This window comes from Nocardia sp. NPDC049935 (assembly GCF_055586645.1).
In genome coordinates, this window is record NZ_JBVJHV010000003.1 from 522,721 (window position 1) to 538,170 (window position 15,450).

Here is a 15,450-nt window from a genome sequence, read left to right on the forward strand (position 1 = left end):
ATCGCTCAGTCGGCGGTTCCGGGCTCGACGATCCACTCCGCTTCCAAGTCGCTCACCGAGGAGATCATGTCGAAGTCGCCGTCGTAGTGCAGGACCGTAGCCCGGTGCCGTTCGGCGGTTGCCGCGATGAGGACGTCGGCCAGCGACAGAGCCCGGTGAAAGCCGGCGCCCAGCGCCAGCCCCTGGATCTCCAGCGCGCGCTCGAATTCCTCGTCGTTGCAGGGCAAGTAGTCGAACCCGCGAAGCAGAGTGCGCAGGCGAAGCGCCTCGGGCTTGCCGCGTGCCGAGTACAGCACCTCATACTCTGTCGGGGCACACACCGCGAGGAGCCCCGCGTGGTCCAGCTCATCCAGTCGTTGCCGCACCGCGGGCGTACTCCGGCGGGCCAGCGCGGACTTGTCGATCAGGTAGCGCCCCTTCACGCCACCGAGGCTCCGTTCCCGCGCTCGAGGGAGCCGTCCGGCTTCCGTGGCCCGGTCTGTGACCGGATCTCCGCGAACGCGTCCTCGAACTCACCCTCGTCGATGGCGTCGAAGAGTTCTCGCCGTAGCCGCAGCTTCACGCCCTCCTCCATCGCCGCCCGCACTGCCGCCGCCTTGGTTTTCACCCCGTATACCCGCATCGCCTGTTCGACGATCTCCTCGTCGAGATCAATGACAGTCCTGGCCATCGGACATCCCTCCTCAGCTCGCCCGCACTGTCACGATATCAATCAGAGCAACAAAATGACATCACAAAGGGGGCAGCTCGCCGTATACAAACCAGCCGGCCAACCCACCGCCACCCTTACTCGCCGCGATTCCTGTTCCACAGCTGATGCGTCAGACCGCTGGATGTACTGATCGATTCCACACTGAATCGCTCTTCCAGACCGGCGAGGTGATCCCAGATCCGCACACCGGCACCGAGCACGATCGGAATGATCGACACGTGCAGGAAATCGATGAGGTCGGCCTGGAGGAATTCCCGCACGATGGACGGCCCACCGCCGATCCGGACGTCCAGCCCGCCGGCCGCGTCTTGCGCCGAGCGAAGCGCTTCCTGCGGTGAGGCATTCACGAAATGGAAGCTGGTGCCGTTGTCGAACTCGAGTGTTTCGTGCGGGTAGTGGGTCAGAACGAATACCGGGGTACGGAAAGGCGGTTCATCGCCCCACCATCCCCTCCAGCCGTCGTCCGGCCATTCACCCGACTGCGGGCCGAACTTGCGACGGCCCATGATCTCCGCCCCGACACCCTGGCCCCACATGCTGAACATGGCGCGATCCACGGTCACCGGTTCGTCGATTCCGTGAATGCCGTGGATGACACGTCCGTCGAATTTGCCGAAAAGCGCCCCCGCTCCGCCGATCGGCGCGTCGAGCGTCACGTGATCGCCGGCGGCGTACCCGTCGGAGGAGACGAAGAGGTTGTGGACTCGTGTACGGGACATATCGACTCCCAGACAAGTAGTTGCAATATGAAATCACTCGCCACCGTAGCGTAGGGTGGTTTCTATCTGCAAGCACTTTGGAGGTCAGGTGGCGAGGGAACAGCCCCGATCAGGGTGCGCGATCAATGCCGCTGTCGAGGTACTGGGCGATGCCTGGAGCCTCATCGTGCTCCGGGATATCGTGTTCGGCGGTCGCCGGCACTTCCGTGAGCTCCTGACGCGCAACGACGAGGGCATCGCGTCGAATATCCTCGCCGCCCGCCTCCGAAATCTGGTCGAGGAGGGCCTACTCACCCGCGACCACGCGACACGGGGTCAGCGGGCAGCGTATTCACTCACCGAGGCGGGGATTCAGACGGTTCCGGTGATGGTGGCCCTCGGGACCTGGGGCATGCGTCATCGCCGCACGTCTCACGAATTGACCATTCGCGCGCGCATCCTGGCCGAGTCCCCGGACCTGGTCGACGAACTCATCGACGAACTCCGCGAGGTTCACCTCGGCATTCCGCGACGCGCCCCCGGACGGCCCCGAGCGTCCGAACGCCTCCGGCAAGCGTTCGAGGCCGCCACCGCGGAAACAACGTCCGCATCCATCTCCAGCGACGAACCCGCCTAGCGGTCCGCACCGGATGCCGCACGAAGCATCCTCGTCGCCGCGGCCCGCACCCGGTAGCGGAGTTCGTCCGGGTGATCGATCACCACCTCGCAGTCCAGTGCCGCGAGGACGGCGGGGAGCCAGTCGAGACTTTCGGCACGGATTTCGGCTCGATGCCAGGGCGGGCCGGAATCACCGGCGATGTCCACCGCGTGGTCCAACCGCTCGAGCCGGGCGACGCTGGGCGGCAGATGTGCGCGGATGCTGCTTTCGGTCGCTCGGATCCGAAGTACCACCCGCCAGCGGTAGTCCGCGTCGGCGAAGTGCGCGACGAGCCGGTTCGCCGCGTCGGGCCGCCGGGGTGCGGCGAAGGTCTCCGGGAGCAGGCGTGCCGCACGAATCCGGTCGACCCGGAACGTACGCTCCTCGCGCTTCTCAGAGTCGAGCGCCACGAGATACCACCGGCCCGTATGCGCCACCACACCGTAGGGATGAACCCGGCGCCGTGACGGGACACCGTCGCCGTTGCGATAGCGCAGGTCGACGACCCGCCGCAGGCTCACCGACTCGGCCAGGGCGAGCATCACGGCGGGATCCGGATCAACGACCCCGGGCCGGGTGCCGCGCGTCATCATCTCTAGCGCGGCAGCTATCCGCTTCGCGTCATCGGGCCGCATCGCTCGCTTGATCTTGGACAACGCGGTCTGTACCGCGATCTCGGGTTCACCCGGCTCCGCCTGCGCATGCGCCAGTCCGAGAAAGACCGCCACCACCTCCGCACTGCTGAACATGATCGGAAGGACACGCCGGCCGGGTGCGAGCCGATAACCGCCGTACCGGCCTCGCACGGACTCGACGTGCACCCCCAGACCGCTCAGTCGCGCCACGTCCCGGCGCACCGTCCGCTCATCGACACCGAGGCGTTCGGCCAGCTCCGCCACGGTGCGCATTTCCGCGGACTGCAGCAACTCCAGCAGTCGCAACGCGCGCGCGGTGGGATCGGCCATGACATCGATCATCCTCGTATACCGGACAGATATCGCCCGGTATAGCGCATACGTTCACCCCGTGGCCGACCCCATGAGCCACCCGGACCACCCGGCACTCTCGTGACGAGGAGAAACAGCGATGCAACTGGCAGCCACCCGGATCTTCACCGACGACCTGGACGCACTGGTCACGTTCTACGAAAAGGCCACCGGTATCGGCGCCGCGCGCCTGCACCCGATGTTCGCCGAAATCCACACCCCGACCGGCACTCTCGCGATCGCCGCCGCCGAGACGGCGCGACTACTCGGGAACGATGTCGCCGAGGCCCGCGCCAACCGCAGCGTCGCCCTGGACTTCCTGGTCGACGACGTCGAGGCCACCTACCGGGCGCTCCGGGAAGTCGTCGACACCATCCTCGGCGAACCGACGGATATGCCGTGGGGCAACCGCTCGCTTCTCGTGCGGGACCCGGACGGCAACCTGATCAACTTCTTCACACCGATCACCGAGGCGGCCCGGGACCGGTTCGCGAACCGAGGATGATGCCACTGTTACGTGCGGTCTGCGCGACGCCACTGGCAGCGACGGGTCACAGATCAGCGGTACTGGTCGATACTTCGAGCGCGTGGAGAGATACGTAACGCTGCCGCTGAGTGAACGCGGAACCGCGTCCAACTCCTTGGTGGCGCAGTGGGTCGACCAGTTGCCGATGCAAAGGGTCACCAGCGTGCGTCAGCAGAAATACCTGGTAAGCACCCCCGATCCAGCCCAGCGAACGCGACTCGTCGATCACACGAGCGACCTTGCGATCCATTACGTCGGCAGATTCACGCAAACGATCCGCCGATGCGGCGGACCACTCGACGTTGTCGCGCCGATGCCGGATGTGGGGAATATCCGGTTGAATATGAGAGTCGACGTAGAAGGCAATTCGCTCAACCGGGCGGAAAAATCTACCCGGTTGACACACATATGCGTTGCAGCGCTGATAAAGAGGCCACGCGTCTTTGGCAGCGACGACCGCTGTATCAGCGACAGCTATTGGTCGTAGCGCGTACTGGTCCATGGCGGTGCTCACCCCCTGCAACCATTTCGCAGCCGAGGAATCGATGAAGGCCGTGACCTCGAGCACCCTCCGGATTTCGAACGGCACATCCACATTCAGCAAGCTGTCATGGTGGGCGAGTCGATTACGGAACTTCCGGACACCCTCGACAGCGACCGCAAGTTGCTTTCGCTGTCCGGACGAGTTCGGGAAAGCTCGGCGTAGGCAATCGCGCCAGAGCTGCTCGTACCGCCGACCCAGCAGCCCAGACCAGAACCCGAAGCTGAGCCCGGCAACGATCTGATGGCGTGATTCACGCTTCATCGGCCGCAGACGCGCCCTGACCACATCTACCGCCTCTGAAAGATCGGCTCCCTCAGGGATCGGCATCAGGAACCACGGTATGCCGATCGATGGCTCATCGAAGTATGCGCGCAGCTCCCGATCCAAGGCATTCCGAAGCAAGACTTCGAGGTGTCCGACTACTTCGAAGGAGGCTGCGGCCGTACGACTGGACCAACTGTAGAGCTCGAGCGCTGCACCGCGATCACCGCCTGCAGCCTTGAGAAAAGGGTCGAGCCTCTGCTCGGACAGCAGATCCCACACATCTGTTGCGACATAGTCCCCGGACACGCTCGAATGCTATCCTGGTTCTGAACGCCCCAGTGCCGCCTCTGAAGCAATTCATGCGCCTGGGGCTCCCTAATGCGGTCGCCAGAAAGTCCAACTGATTCAGCGGCTCGTGGTCAGCCGACCAGGTTCCGTTCACCCTCCCTCGCGTTCGAACAAGAACGCGCGGGTACCGCACACGAACGCGGCTACACGTTGAAGCGGAATTCGACTACGTCGCCGTCGGTCATGACGTAGTCCTTGCCCTCCATCCGAACCTTGCCCGCCGCTTTCGCGGCGGCCATGGATCCGGCTTCGATCAGGTCGTCGTAGGCGACGATCTCGGCCTTGATGAACCCGCGCTCGAAATCGGTGTGGATGACCCCGGCGGCCTTCGGCGCGGTGTCGCCCTGGCGGATCGTCCACGCGCGGGCCTCTTTCGGGCCGGCGGTCAGGTAGGTCTGGAGGCCGAGGGTGTGGAAGCCGGCGCGGGCGAGGGCGTGCAGGCCGGGTTCGGTCTGGCCGATGGATTCCAGCAGTTCCATCGCCGATTCCTCGTCGAGTTCGAGGAGTTCGGATTCGACCTTCGCGTCGAGGAACACCGCGTCGGCGGGGGCGACGGAGGCCTTCAGCTCCGCGACCTTGGCTTCGTCGCTGAGCACCGACTCGTCCGCGTTGAACACGTACAGGAACGGTTTGGTGGTCAGCAGCGACAGTTCCGCGAGCAACTCCCCGTCGATCTCCCCGGCGGCGTGGAACAGGGTGCGGCCGCTGTTGAGGATCTCCTGCGCCTGCTTGGCGGCGTCGGCGTAGGACTTGCGGTCCTTCTTGACCTTGGCTTCCTTCTCCAGGCGGACGACGGCCTTCTCGAGGGTCTGCAGGTCGGCGAGGATGAGCTCGGTTTCGATGACCTCAATATCGGAGGCGGGGTTCACCGCACCGTCCACGTGCACCACGTCGTCGTCGGCGAATACGCGCACGACCTGGCAGATGGCGTCGGCCTCGCGGATGTTGGCGAGGAATTTGTTGCCGAGCCCGGCACCCTCGGAGGCGCCTTTGACGATGCCGGCGATATCGACGAAGGACACCGTGGCGGGGACGACACGGGCGGATTCGAAGAGTTCGGCGAGTTTGTCCAGGCGGGGGTCGGGCAGCGGAACCACGCCGACGTTGGGCTCGATGGTCGCGAAGGGATAGTTCGCGGCGAGCACGTCGTTGCGGGTCAGCGCGTTGAACAGCGTCGATTTTCCGACGTTGGGCAGGCCGACGATTCCGAGGGTGAGACTCACGAGGACAGCAGTGTACGCGGGTGGGCGGCCGTGCCGTGCGTGCGGGCTCCCGCGCGCAGTCCCGCGGCGAAGACGGTGAACTTCGGGCGGTCGCCGGGCCGCTCGGCGATTTCGAGGAGTTCGACGGCGCGTTCGTGCTGAACCGCGCGGACGGCGAACCCGGGGACGAGGCCCAGCGCCCACCAGGGCGGGTTCAGCGCCTGTTCGGCCAGACGGCCGGCAGCCTCGGTGCGCTCTAGGCGGGTGGCGAGGGCGTCGGTGAAGTAGTCGGTGAACTCGGGCCAGCTGCCGGGCAGGGGGCGGGTGGAGATGCCGTAGCTCCGGTACCAGCCGCAGCACTCCTGGTAGAGGCGTTCGCGGGCGTCCGGGGTGAGTGGGCGGACGTAGGTGTCGATCGCGGTGACGAGGGTGTCGACGTAGGTGGCGTGCTGGAAATGGAACAGTTCGGGGGTGAGGGCGTGGTAGCGGGCGCCGGTGTGGTCGCGACCCTTGACGTGCTCGTGGGCGTAGCGGATGACGTGGGCGGGGTCGGGGCGGCCGTGGCAGGCCAGGGTGATCATCCGGTCGACGGTGCGCTGCTTGTGCGCCCACAGGCCGGTGTGGACGTGTTCGGTGAACGAAGCGGCGATGGCGGGATGCAGGATCTGCAGGGTGACGGCGCGGGGCAGCGTGAGCAGGAAGCGGCGGTCGGGGAGATACCTGCGCAGCAGGGATACGTGATCGGCCTGCGTCGGAGTCTTCATACCGCGCTCCCCTCGAACCGGTTCCCCTGGCCGGAACCCACGATGAGAGTAATGAAACATTATCCTCTCATCGTGTCAAGACCGAGGGGCGCGCCCCGGCGCCGGACCGGCGTAGCGTGACAGCTATGGAGCCGACCTCCCAGGTGGTGACGGCCCACCCGGCCCCCGCGCTCACCGCCTTCATCGACCGCTATATCGGCTACCGTCTCACCGGCTACGAGGCGGGCCTGCACCGTGGGCTGCCGTCCCGGCATATGACCTTCATCGTCGCCATCGGGCCCGCCATCGATGTGATCACCCAGACCGACGCCCGCCAGTCCCCGGACGAATACCGCTGCGTGCTGAGCGGTCTGCAGGACACCCCGGCGATGATCGCCCACACCGGCACCCAGGAGGGCGTGGCCATCGAACTCACACCGCTGGGCAGCCGGGCGCTGTTCGGGCTGCCCGCCGCGGAATTGTGGAGCACCTCGATCGAATTCGCCGATCTGGTCGGCTCGCCGGGGCGGCAACTGTGGGAGCAGTTACAGGAGACGTCCGCGTGGCCGGAACGGTTCGCGGTCTGCGACCGGGTGCTCACGCGGCTGCTGGTGCCCGAACGCGCGGTGGGCCCGGAGCTGACCTGGGCGTGGCGGGCCGTGGCGGGATCGCACGGGACGATCGGGGTGGAAGCGCTCGCCGAACGGGTCGGGTGGAGCCGCCAGTACCTGACGAAACGGTTCACCGGCGAATTCGGTTCGAGCCCGAAGGTCGCGGGGCGGGTCGCGCGGTTCGAGCGGGCCAAACAGATGCTGCTGCACACCCCGTCGTTCGTCTCCATCGCGCAGGTGGCCGCGGCCTGCGGTTATTACGACCAGCCGCATCTCAACCGGGAGTTCACGCGCCTGGCCGGCTGCAGCCCCACCCGGTGGCTGACCGAGGAGATTCCATCCGTCCAAGACCAGGAGCCCGCCCCCGAGCCAGGCTGAAACCATGACCTCGACAGAGAAAACCACCACGACAACCACCCCCGCACCGGCCGTGTGGCCGTGCCTGGCCTTCCGGGACGCCCGCGGCGCCGCGGACTTCCTGGTCCGGGCGTTCGGCTTCGAACTGACGGCCATGTACTCCCGGGACGACGACCCCGCGGTGATCGAACATGCCGAACTGCGCTGGCCCGAAGGCGGCGGCATCATGTTCGGCACCGCGGACAAGGGCGGCGGACTGCCCGAACGCCGCACACCGGGAACCGAATCCGTCTACGTCGTCTGCTCCGACCCGGACGCGCTGTACGCGCGGGCCACTGCGGCCGGCGCGGAAACCATCCGGGCCATGAAGGACGAGGACTACGGGTCGCGCGGGTTCACCGTCGCCGACCCCGAGGGCAACTACTGGAGTTTCGGAACCTATCGCGGGCAATGAGCCGCGTCGCTGCGCCGGATCCGGCCCGGAACATGGTTCGCTGTTCGCGGTTGCCGCGGCCGGTGTCGAGCCCCTGCCGCGGCGCCTTCCGAGGCCGGACCGGCGGTCGGAAAGCCACGCGGCCCGGGCCTTGACCTTCAGGTTGCTCGAAGCCCGATGATGGGCGGGTGCCCGAATCCGACCTGCTCACCATCGGTGCGTTCGCCCGCTCGTGCGGTATCACGGCCAGCGCGCTGCGCTTCTACGACGACTCCGGACTGCTGGCGCCGGCGGGCGTCGACGACGCCACCGGATACCGCTACTACTCGCCCGCCCAACTCGATCGCGCGGTCGCGATCCGCCGGCTGCGCGATATCGATATGCCGCTCGACGCGATCGCGGGGGTACTCGCCGCCGACCCGCACACCGCCGCCGAACTCATCGACGACCATGTCACCGGTCTACTGCGCCGCACCCAGCAGGCGCGCCGGACCGCCGAGGTCGTGAAGGCCGCACTCGGCGAGCCCGCCGGCTGGTGGGTGGCGTCGGTGCGCGGTCCGGTGCTCGCGGCGGCGGTCGAACAAATCCTGGCCGCCACCGGCACCGACCCGGAGCTGCCGATACTGGCCGGGGTCCGGCTGGAGGCGACATCCGAATCGCTCACACTCACGGCCACCGACCGCTACCGGTTGTCGACCCGCACGCTTGTTCCCGAACAGGCCGGGCCGGCCGACTGGGCCGCGACGGTCGACGGGGCCGATCTGAGCGCCGCGCTCCAAGAGATCCGGGCCGCCCACCTGGTGGATATCGAGGCCGGTGAGCACCGCGTCCGGTTCCGTTCGGCCGACGGCGGAATCCGCGGCTGCCGGACCCTCGCCGAGCCCTTCCCCGACCATCGGGGCCTGCTGGCCGGGCTGCCCGCCGCACCGACCCATGCGGTGGTCTCGAAGCACGCGCTGATGGGGGCGCTGGAACAGCAGCGGGCGCGGTACCTGCGGATGGCGCTCGCGCCGGATTCGCTGGTTCTCTCGGGCAACCCGGAGACCACGCCCACACAGCTGTCCGCGCTGGTCACCGGACCACCCGCCGATCTCGTCTTCGGGTTCACCATCCTGCACCCGGCCGTCGCCACCGCCATCGGCCCCGATGTGCGGCTCGATATCGGCGGCCCGAACGACCCGATGGTCGTGCGGTCCGCGGACAACGGCGACCTCACCACCCTGGCCATGCCGGCCGACCCCACCCAGATCGACACACAGAACGGATCCCGCGGTTGACCTCCACCGATCTCTCCCCCGACCCCACCATCAACGCCATCACCGAGGCCGTCACCCTGGGACGGTCGGGCGATATCGCCGCCGCCCGCGACCACCTGCTGGAGATCTGGCGCGGTATCGGCGTGACGGGCGATCCGCTGCACCGATGCACCCTCGCGCACTATCTGGCCGATCTCTACGACGACCCCGCGACCGCCCTCGCCTGGGATATCCGCGCCCTCGACGCCGCCGACGCACTCACCGACGATCGGGTCCGGTGGCACCACGAGAGCTTGCGGGTCGCGGGGTTCTACCCGTCACTGCACCTGAATCTGGCCGACAACTACCGGCGCCTCGGAGCGTGGGAGGCAGCGCGTGAACATCTCGACGCGGCCCGCGGCCGGCTGGACGCGCTCACCGACGACGCCTACGGCGCGATGATCCGGACCGCGCTCGAGGAGGTCGCCGCCGCGGTGACCGCGCGCTCGACCGACCGGCGAGCGAGCGCCCCGGGCCCCCACGCCTGACGCTCCCGGCGACCCACCCCGGACGGTCGGCGGCGACTGTCCGGGGCTCACTACGTGGCGAGCTTCGCGAGATCGGGCGCGTAGACGGCCATCCAATGTGGGCGCAGCCGGTAGAAGACCACCTCCTCATCCCATTCGAAGGCGTCACCGCCGTAGAAGTCCTTGAAGTACGCGAGCAGTTCCGGCCACTCCGGATCCGGCTCACCATCCGACGGATTCAGGACCTCCGCGACCCCGTGGGTGAAAACGCCCAGATCCTCACCGCGCATATGCGCGGCGCTGGCTCCCGGCCGGGCGGCGAGGTGCCGGGCCTTGGCGGCGGTGCGGGCGGTACCGAAATACCAGCGGCCGTGCAGGAAATGCCCGTCCTCCCCGCTCACCCGCGGCTCCCCCTTCGCGGTGACGGTCGACAGCGCGAGGGTGCACATACCGGTGAGCACCCCCGTGACCTGTTCGGCGGTCAGGGTGCGCTCGGCATTGATGATCGAGCGGAGATGGCTTGTGGAACCCGCCAGAGAGGTGTCGAGCAGGGCTTGCAGTGCGGTGAGTTCTTCCGGGGTTTCGCGCATTGCCCCACCGTAAGCGCGCGGACTCCGCTTACGAATGACCGAAATTGCGCTGTCCGAGCGGGGCATCGTCGCGCGCGGAAATCGCGGCGGCCGATCGGACCACCCTCCCGCGCGGTCTCCGTTCGGCGCGCCGCGGCGACCGTTCGTCGCATTCGTCCGACCACCCGGTACCTATCGGTTACGTTCATGTCACCGGCATGTTCACTCGCTGTACAGGAGTTGCCCGATGGGGACCATCGAATATCTGCGGACCGACCCGGACCGACCACCCGTGGGTGTCGTCGACCGGTCCCCGATAACTCCCGCGAAGAAGGCGATCTTCGCGGCGATCGCGGTACTGGGCGCGGCGGCCTGGACGATCCTGGCGATCTCGCGCGGCGAATCCGTGAACGCCGTGTGGATCGTGATCGCCGCGGTCTGTACCTACATCATCGCCTACCGGTTCTACGCGCGGCTGATCGAATACAAGGTCGTCAAGCCTCGCGACGATCTTGCCACACCCGCCGAGATCATGGACAACGGCAAGGACTTCATGCCGATGGACCGGCGGGTGCTGTTCGGGCACCATTTCGCGGCCATCGCGGGAGCCGGGCCGCTGGTCGGACCGGTGCTGGCGGCGCAGATGGGCTATCTGCCCGGCACGATCTGGATCATCGTGGGCGTGGTCTTCGCCGGGGCGGTCCAGGACTATCTGGTGCTCTGGGTGTCGATGAAGCGCCGCGGCCGCAGCCTCGGGCAGATGGCCCGTGACGAACTCGGCGTCATCGGCGGCGTGGCCGCCATCATCGGCGTGCTGGTGATCATGATGATTCTGCTGGCGGTGCTGGCGCTGGTGGTGGTGAACGCGCTCGGCGAAAGCCCGTGGGGCGTCTTCTCCATCGCGATGACCATTCCCATCGCCCTGTTCATGGGCGTCTACCTGCGGTATCTGCGACCCGGGCGGGTCGGCGAGATCTCGGCCATCGGTTTCGTGCTGCTGATCCTGGCGATCATCGCGGGCGGCTGGGTCTCGGAGAACGAGACCTGGGCCGGCTGGTTCACCTTCTCGCCGGTGACCATCTCCTGGATGCTGATCGGCTACGGCTTCGTGGCCTCGGTGCTGCCGGTCTGGCTGCTGCTGGCGCCGCGCGACTATCTGTCGACGTTCATGAAGATCGGCACCATCGGCCTGCTGGCGGTCGGCATCCTGGTCACGCTGCCGGTGCTGAAGGCCCCCGCCATCTCGGAGTTCGCGACCTCGGGCACCGGCCCGGCCTTCGCTGGCAGCCTGTTCCCGTTCCTGTTCATCACCATCGCCTGCGGTGCGCTGTCCGGGTTCCACGCGCTGGTGTCGTCGGGGACGACGCCGAAGCTGCTGGAGAAGGAATCGCACGCCAAGATGATCGGCTACGGCGGCATGCTGATGGAGTCGTTCGTGGCGGTGATGGCGATCATCACCGCGTCGATCATCGATCAGCACCTGTATTTCGCCATGAACGCACCGGCCGGCGCGACCGGCGGCACCGCGGAAACCGCGGCCGCGTACACGAACGGCCTGGGCCTGTCGGGCCCGCCGACCACCGGCGCCGCACTGGATCAGGCCGCCATCGATGTGGGCGAGGAATCGGTGATCTCCCGGACCGGCGGCGCGCCCACGCTGGCCATCGGCATCTCCGAGGTGTTCTCCGGATTCCTGGGCGGCGCGGGGATGAAGTCCTTCTGGTATCACTTCGCGATCATGTTCGAGGCGCTGTTCATCCTCACGACGATCGACGCGGGCACCCGGGTGGCCCGGTTCATGCTCTCGGATTCCATCGGCAATCTGCGCGGCCCGGCCCGCAGGTTCTCCGATCCGTCGTGGCGGGTGGGCGCCTGGCTGTGCTCGGCCGTCGTGGTCGCGGCATGGGGTTCGATCCTGCTCATGGGTGTCACCGATCCGCTGGGCGGTATCAACGCGCTGTTCCCGCTGTTCGGTATCGCCAACCAGCTGCTGGCCGCGATCGCGCTGACCGTGGTGCTCACCATCCTGGTGAAGAAGGGGCTGACGAAATGGGCCTGGATACCGGGTATCGCCCTGGGCTGGGACCTGATCGTCACCATGACCGCCTCCTGGCAGAAGATCTTCTCCGCCGACCCGAAGGTGGGGTACTGGAAGCAGAACAGCATCTGCCGGGCCGCCCGCGACGCCGGTGAACTGTGCCTGACGGCGAAAACGCCCGACAACGTGGACGCGGTGATCCGCAATACGTTCATCCAGGGCGTGCTGTCGATCGTCTTCGCGGTGCTGGTGCTGATCGTGGTGCTGGCGGCGGTCCGGGTCTGCTACCGGGCGTGGAAGTCCGGTGGCACCTCCACCACCGAGTCTCCGGAGGAGCCGTCGAAGATCTTCGCGCCGAGCGGTTTCCTGGCGACCTCGGAGGAGAAGAAGGTCCAGGCCGAATGGGACGAGCTGGTCGCCAAGGGTGAAGCGGCGGTGCCGGGCGCGGCGCACGCGGAGGTCCGGAGTTGACCCTGCCCGCCACGGCGAACCCGCGATCGGCCGCCCCCGGACCCTCCGGCGGGCGGCGGGTCGTGGCCGCGATACTCCGGGGCATACGGGCGGTGCTCTGGTACGTGGATTCCGTGCTCGGCGGTCAGGACTACCGGCGGTATGAGGCGCATATGCGGCGGGTGCATCCCGGTGAGCCCGTGGCCGGTGAACGCGAGTACTGGCGACAGCGATATGCCGACGCCGAACGAAATCCGGGTGCCCGCTGCTGCTGAGCTGCGATCTTCCCGGTCCCGGGGACGGCTGCGGCCGCCCCCGGGCCGGTGCCGGAGCCGGCGGATTTCCGCCGCCGACACTCCGGCGCCAATGTCTGTTTTCCGCTAGCCACCGGCCGGGGGAGCTGACATCGTGGGTCGGGTGAGCATCACGGCCCTGGACTTCGAGCGCTGCTACCGCGCGGTGGCAGCCCGCGACTCCCGTTTCGACGGGCAGTTCTACACCGCGGTCCGCACCACCGGGATCTACTGCCGCCCCTCGTGCCCCGCCATCACGCCCAAACGCGTGAATGTCTCCTTCCTCCCGACCGCCGCCGCGGCCCAGCAGGCGGGCTACCGCGCCTGCCGGCGCTGCCTACCCGACGCGTCACCCGGTTCGCCGCTGTGGAACACCCGCGCCGACCTCGCCGCCCGCGCCATGCGGCTCATCGGCGACGGCGTCGTGGAACGCGGCGGAGTGCCCGCGCTGGCCTCGGCGCTGGGGTATTCGCAGCGCCAGCTCACCCGCGTGCTCACCAGCGAGTTGGGCGCCGGTCCGCTCGCACTGGCCCGCGCGCACCGGGCGCATACCGCGCGACTGCTCATCCAGACCACGGCCATGTCGATGTCGGATATCGCCTTCGCCGCGGGTTTCGCCAGTATCCGGCAGTTCAACGACACCGTGCGCGAGGTGTTCGCGGTCAGTCCCAGCACCATGCGCGCCGAGGCGCAGCGGGCCGGGCGCGATACCGGGGTGGCCGCCAACGGCACCCTCACCCTGCGCCTGCCCTACCGCGCCCCGCTCGACAAGGCCTGGCTGGACTGGTTCCTGTCCGCCCACGTGGCGCCCGGTCTGGAGTTGTGGCGGCCGGGTCCCGACGGCGAAGGCCACTACCTGCGGACCATCCGCACCCCGCACGGCCACGCCGGCATCGATCTGACCGTGCTGCCCGGATACGTCCGCGCCGAGCTGACATTGCGCGATATGCGCGATCTGGCGCCCACGGTCGCCCGGGTCCGGCATCTGCTGGATCTCGACGCCGATCCGGTCGCGATCGACGAGGCGCTGCTCCCGGCGCCGGACGGCGTCCCCGCCGAGACACCCCGGTTCGTGCCCGGCATCCGGGTTCCCGGCTGTCTCGACGGCCCGGAACTGCTACTCCGCACCATGATCGGGCAGCAGATCTCGATCGCGGCCGCCAATACCCACACCGCCCGCCTGGTGGGCGCGCTCGGTGCGGCGGTGGACGGACCGGTGCCGCGGTTGTTCCCGGAACCGGCGCCGATCGCCGAACGCGCCGCGGAAGTACTGACCGGGCCCGCCCAGCGCATCCGGTCGATCGCCGCCGCGGCGGCCGCGCTCGCCTCGGGCGATCTGGTGCTGCATCAGGGCCGCACCGCCGCCGAACTGCGTCGCGATCTGCTGACGCTGGACGGGGTGGGGCCGTGGACCGCCGACTACGTGACCATGCGCCTGCTCGCCGACCCCGACATCCTGCTCGGCACCGACCTCGTCGTCCGCCGGGGCGCGCAGCGCTACGGCATCGATCTCTCCGATACGGCCCGCTGGTCACCGTGGCGGTCGTATCTGTCCATGCAACTGTGGCGGACCGAACTGCGCACCCGGACCGGGCGCGCGCCGGGCACCGGGAGATCCGCCGCATCCGATCCGAAAGCGAGTACCGAATGATGACCGCTCCCACCACGACCCGCCCGGCGGCCGGCCGCACCGCCACCCGCACCGCCGATACCGCCACCGTGCGGACCCCGCTCGGCCCGTTCACCACCATCGTGGCGGCCGACGGCGCGGTCCTGGCATCCGGCTGGACGGCGGCGCCCGAAGACCTCCGCACCCTCATCCATTCCAGTCTGCGCCCCGCCGAACTGCACGAACGCGTCGAACTCGGCGCGGTGACCGCGGCCGTCACCGCTTACCACCGCGGTGACCTCACCGCCATCGACAGTATCGAGGTCCGCCAGCAGTCGGGGGAATTCCTGCGCCACGCCTGGGACGTACTGCGCGCGGTACCCGCCGGGCGGCCGATCTCCTATACGGATTTCGCCGCGCGCAGCGGCCGCCCGGCGGCCACCCGGGCCGCCGCCAACGCCTGCGCCCGCAATGCCGCGGCACTGTTCGTTCCCTGCCACCGGGTGCTGCGCACCAACGGCAGCCTGGGCGGTTTCCGCTGGGGGCTCGATATCAAGCGCCGGCTCCTCGACCTCGAGGGGTGAGCGGCGGGTCACATCCGGAGGCCGGAATAGCCGCGAGGGTCGCGCCGTTGGAACACACTGCCG

18 protein-coding genes are annotated in these 15,450 nt (G+C 68.1%); 10 read left to right on the forward strand and 8 right to left on the reverse strand.

All coding sequences use genetic code 11. The features are described from left to right. Positions 1–5 precede the first annotated feature (5 nt). The 3 genes from ACZ6SF_RS15330 to ACZ6SF_RS15340 form a co-directional block, all read right to left on the reverse strand. A complete protein-coding gene (locus tag ACZ6SF_RS15330; RefSeq protein ID WP_466062724.1) occupies positions 6–422 on the reverse strand; it encodes a PIN domain-containing protein in 417 nt (138 codons plus the stop codon). Continuing rightward, positions 419–670, reverse strand: a complete 252-nt coding sequence (locus tag ACZ6SF_RS15335; RefSeq protein ID WP_466062725.1) for a type II toxin-antitoxin system VapB family antitoxin — start codon at positions 668–670, stop codon at positions 419–421. The genes ACZ6SF_RS15330 and ACZ6SF_RS15335 overlap by 4 nt, the downstream gene beginning before the upstream one ends. Positions 671–786: 116 nt before the next feature. Further along, positions 787–1,431, reverse strand: coding sequence for a dihydrofolate reductase family protein (locus ACZ6SF_RS15340; protein WP_466062726.1), 645 nt, complete (start codon positions 1,429–1,431; stop codon positions 787–789). Positions 1,432–1,519: 88 nt separating this feature from the next. Between ACZ6SF_RS15340 and ACZ6SF_RS15345 the strand changes: the two genes are divergently transcribed. Next, positions 1,520–2,047, forward strand: a complete 528-nt coding sequence (locus tag ACZ6SF_RS15345; RefSeq protein WP_466062727.1) for a winged helix-turn-helix transcriptional regulator — start codon at positions 1,520–1,522, stop codon at positions 2,045–2,047. On the opposite strand, the gene ACZ6SF_RS15350 is transcribed toward ACZ6SF_RS15345, so the two are convergent. Then, the gene (locus ACZ6SF_RS15350; RefSeq protein WP_466062728.1) at positions 2,044–3,033 is read right to left on the reverse strand and encodes a helix-turn-helix transcriptional regulator; all 990 of its coding nucleotides are present in this window, start codon (positions 3,031–3,033) and stop codon (positions 2,044–2,046) included. The genes ACZ6SF_RS15345 and ACZ6SF_RS15350 overlap by 4 nt on opposite strands. 121 nt (positions 3,034–3,154) lie before the next feature. Between ACZ6SF_RS15350 and ACZ6SF_RS15355 the strand changes: the two genes are divergently transcribed. Then, the gene (locus tag ACZ6SF_RS15355) at positions 3,155–3,559 is read left to right on the forward strand and encodes a VOC family protein (RefSeq protein ID WP_466062729.1); all 405 of its coding nucleotides are present in this window, start codon (positions 3,155–3,157) and stop codon (positions 3,557–3,559) included. Positions 3,560–3,605: 46 nt separating this feature from the next. On the opposite strand, the gene ACZ6SF_RS15360 is transcribed toward ACZ6SF_RS15355, so the two are convergent. From ACZ6SF_RS15360 to ACZ6SF_RS15370, 3 genes are all read right to left on the reverse strand, one after another. Then, positions 3,606–4,694, reverse strand: coding sequence for a hypothetical protein (locus ACZ6SF_RS15360; protein ID WP_466062730.1), 1,089 nt, complete (start codon positions 4,692–4,694; stop codon positions 3,606–3,608). Positions 4,695–4,879: 185 nt separating this feature from the next. Then, entirely contained in the window at positions 4,880–5,959 is a 1,080-nt protein-coding gene (gene ychF / locus ACZ6SF_RS15365) for a redox-regulated ATPase YchF (protein ID WP_466062731.1), read from the reverse strand. Beyond that, on the reverse strand, positions 5,956–6,702 hold the full coding sequence (locus ACZ6SF_RS15370; RefSeq protein ID WP_466062732.1) for an oxygenase MpaB family protein: 747 nt from the start codon (positions 6,700–6,702) through the stop codon (positions 5,956–5,958). Before ACZ6SF_RS15370 ends, ychF begins: the two co-directional genes overlap by 4 nt. A gap of 125 nt (positions 6,703–6,827) precedes the next feature. On the opposite strand from ACZ6SF_RS15370, the gene ACZ6SF_RS15375 reads away from it, so the two are divergent. The 4 genes from ACZ6SF_RS15375 to ACZ6SF_RS15390 all read left to right on the forward strand — a co-directional run bounded on the left by ACZ6SF_RS15375 (position 6,828) and on the right by ACZ6SF_RS15390 (position 9,865). After that, the gene (locus tag ACZ6SF_RS15375) at positions 6,828–7,670 is read left to right on the forward strand and encodes a helix-turn-helix domain-containing protein (protein WP_466062733.1); all 843 of its coding nucleotides are present in this window, start codon (positions 6,828–6,830) and stop codon (positions 7,668–7,670) included. 4 nt (positions 7,671–7,674) lie between these two features. Beyond that, entirely contained in the window at positions 7,675–8,103 is a 429-nt protein-coding gene (locus ACZ6SF_RS15380) for a VOC family protein (RefSeq protein WP_466062734.1), read from the forward strand. Between the two features lie 167 nt (positions 8,104–8,270). Then, positions 8,271–9,359 (forward strand): DNA polymerase III subunit beta family protein, encoded by a 1,089-nt coding sequence (locus ACZ6SF_RS15385; protein WP_466062735.1) that lies wholly within the window; start codon positions 8,271–8,273, stop codon positions 9,357–9,359. After that, complete coding sequence (locus ACZ6SF_RS15390) at positions 9,356–9,865, forward strand: hypothetical protein (protein WP_466062736.1); 510 nt, start codon at positions 9,356–9,358, stop codon at positions 9,863–9,865. Before ACZ6SF_RS15385 ends, ACZ6SF_RS15390 begins: the two co-directional genes overlap by 4 nt. Before the next feature lie 50 nt (positions 9,866–9,915). Here ACZ6SF_RS15390 and ACZ6SF_RS15395 read toward each other — a convergent pair whose 3' ends face one another. Continuing rightward, on the reverse strand, positions 9,916–10,434 hold the full coding sequence (locus tag ACZ6SF_RS15395; RefSeq protein ID WP_466062737.1) for a pyridoxamine 5'-phosphate oxidase family protein: 519 nt from the start codon (positions 10,432–10,434) through the stop codon (positions 9,916–9,918). 226 nt (positions 10,435–10,660) lie between these two features. Between ACZ6SF_RS15395 and ACZ6SF_RS15400 the strand changes: the two genes are divergently transcribed. The 4 genes from ACZ6SF_RS15400 to ACZ6SF_RS15415 all read left to right on the forward strand — a co-directional run bounded on the left by ACZ6SF_RS15400 (position 10,661) and on the right by ACZ6SF_RS15415 (position 15,387). Then, positions 10,661–12,922, forward strand: coding sequence for a carbon starvation CstA family protein (locus tag ACZ6SF_RS15400; protein WP_466062738.1), 2,262 nt, complete (start codon positions 10,661–10,663; stop codon positions 12,920–12,922). Then, positions 12,919–13,176, forward strand: coding sequence for a YbdD/YjiX family protein (locus ACZ6SF_RS15405; protein WP_466062739.1), 258 nt, complete (start codon positions 12,919–12,921; stop codon positions 13,174–13,176). Before ACZ6SF_RS15400 ends, ACZ6SF_RS15405 begins: the two co-directional genes overlap by 4 nt. Before the next feature lie 142 nt (positions 13,177–13,318). Beyond that, positions 13,319–14,845: an Ada metal-binding domain-containing protein gene (locus ACZ6SF_RS15410; RefSeq protein ID WP_466062740.1), complete on the forward strand. Its 1,527-nt coding sequence runs from the start codon at positions 13,319–13,321 to the stop codon at positions 14,843–14,845. Beyond that, positions 14,845–15,387, forward strand: a complete 543-nt coding sequence (locus tag ACZ6SF_RS15415) for a methylated-DNA--[protein]-cysteine S-methyltransferase (RefSeq protein WP_466063005.1) — start codon at positions 14,845–14,847, stop codon at positions 15,385–15,387. Before ACZ6SF_RS15410 ends, ACZ6SF_RS15415 begins: the two co-directional genes overlap by 1 nt. Positions 15,388–15,450 lie beyond the last annotated feature (63 nt).

Bases quoted from the DNA above. Each gene is read 5' to 3' on its own strand.
- ACZ6SF_RS15335 (WP_466062725.1), bottom strand. From the start codon at position 670: ATGGCCAGGACTGTCATTGATCTCGACGAGGAGATCGTCGAACAGGCG.
- ACZ6SF_RS15340 (WP_466062726.1), bottom strand. From the start codon at position 1,431: ATGTCCCGTACACGAGTCCACAACCTCTTCGTCTCCTCCGACGGGTAC.
- ACZ6SF_RS15350 (WP_466062728.1), bottom strand. From the start codon at position 3,033: ATGGCCGATCCCACCGCGCGCGCGTTGCGACTGCTGGAGTTGCTGCAG.
- ACZ6SF_RS15355 (WP_466062729.1), top strand. From the start codon at position 3,155: ATGCAACTGGCAGCCACCCGGATCTTCACCGACGACCTGGACGCACTG.
- ACZ6SF_RS15370 (WP_466062732.1), bottom strand. From the start codon at position 6,702: ATGAAGACTCCGACGCAGGCCGATCACGTATCCCTGCTGCGCAGGTAT.
- ACZ6SF_RS15375 (WP_466062733.1), top strand. From the start codon at position 6,828: ATGGAGCCGACCTCCCAGGTGGTGACGGCCCACCCGGCCCCCGCGCTC.
- ACZ6SF_RS15380 (WP_466062734.1), top strand. From the start codon at position 7,675: ATGACCTCGACAGAGAAAACCACCACGACAACCACCCCCGCACCGGCC.
- ACZ6SF_RS15395 (WP_466062737.1), bottom strand. From the start codon at position 10,434: ATGCGCGAAACCCCGGAAGAACTCACCGCACTGCAAGCCCTGCTCGAC.
- ACZ6SF_RS15400 (WP_466062738.1), top strand. From the start codon at position 10,661: ATGGGGACCATCGAATATCTGCGGACCGACCCGGACCGACCACCCGTG.
- ACZ6SF_RS15415 (WP_466063005.1), top strand. From the start codon at position 14,845: ATGACCGCTCCCACCACGACCCGCCCGGCGGCCGGCCGCACCGCCACC.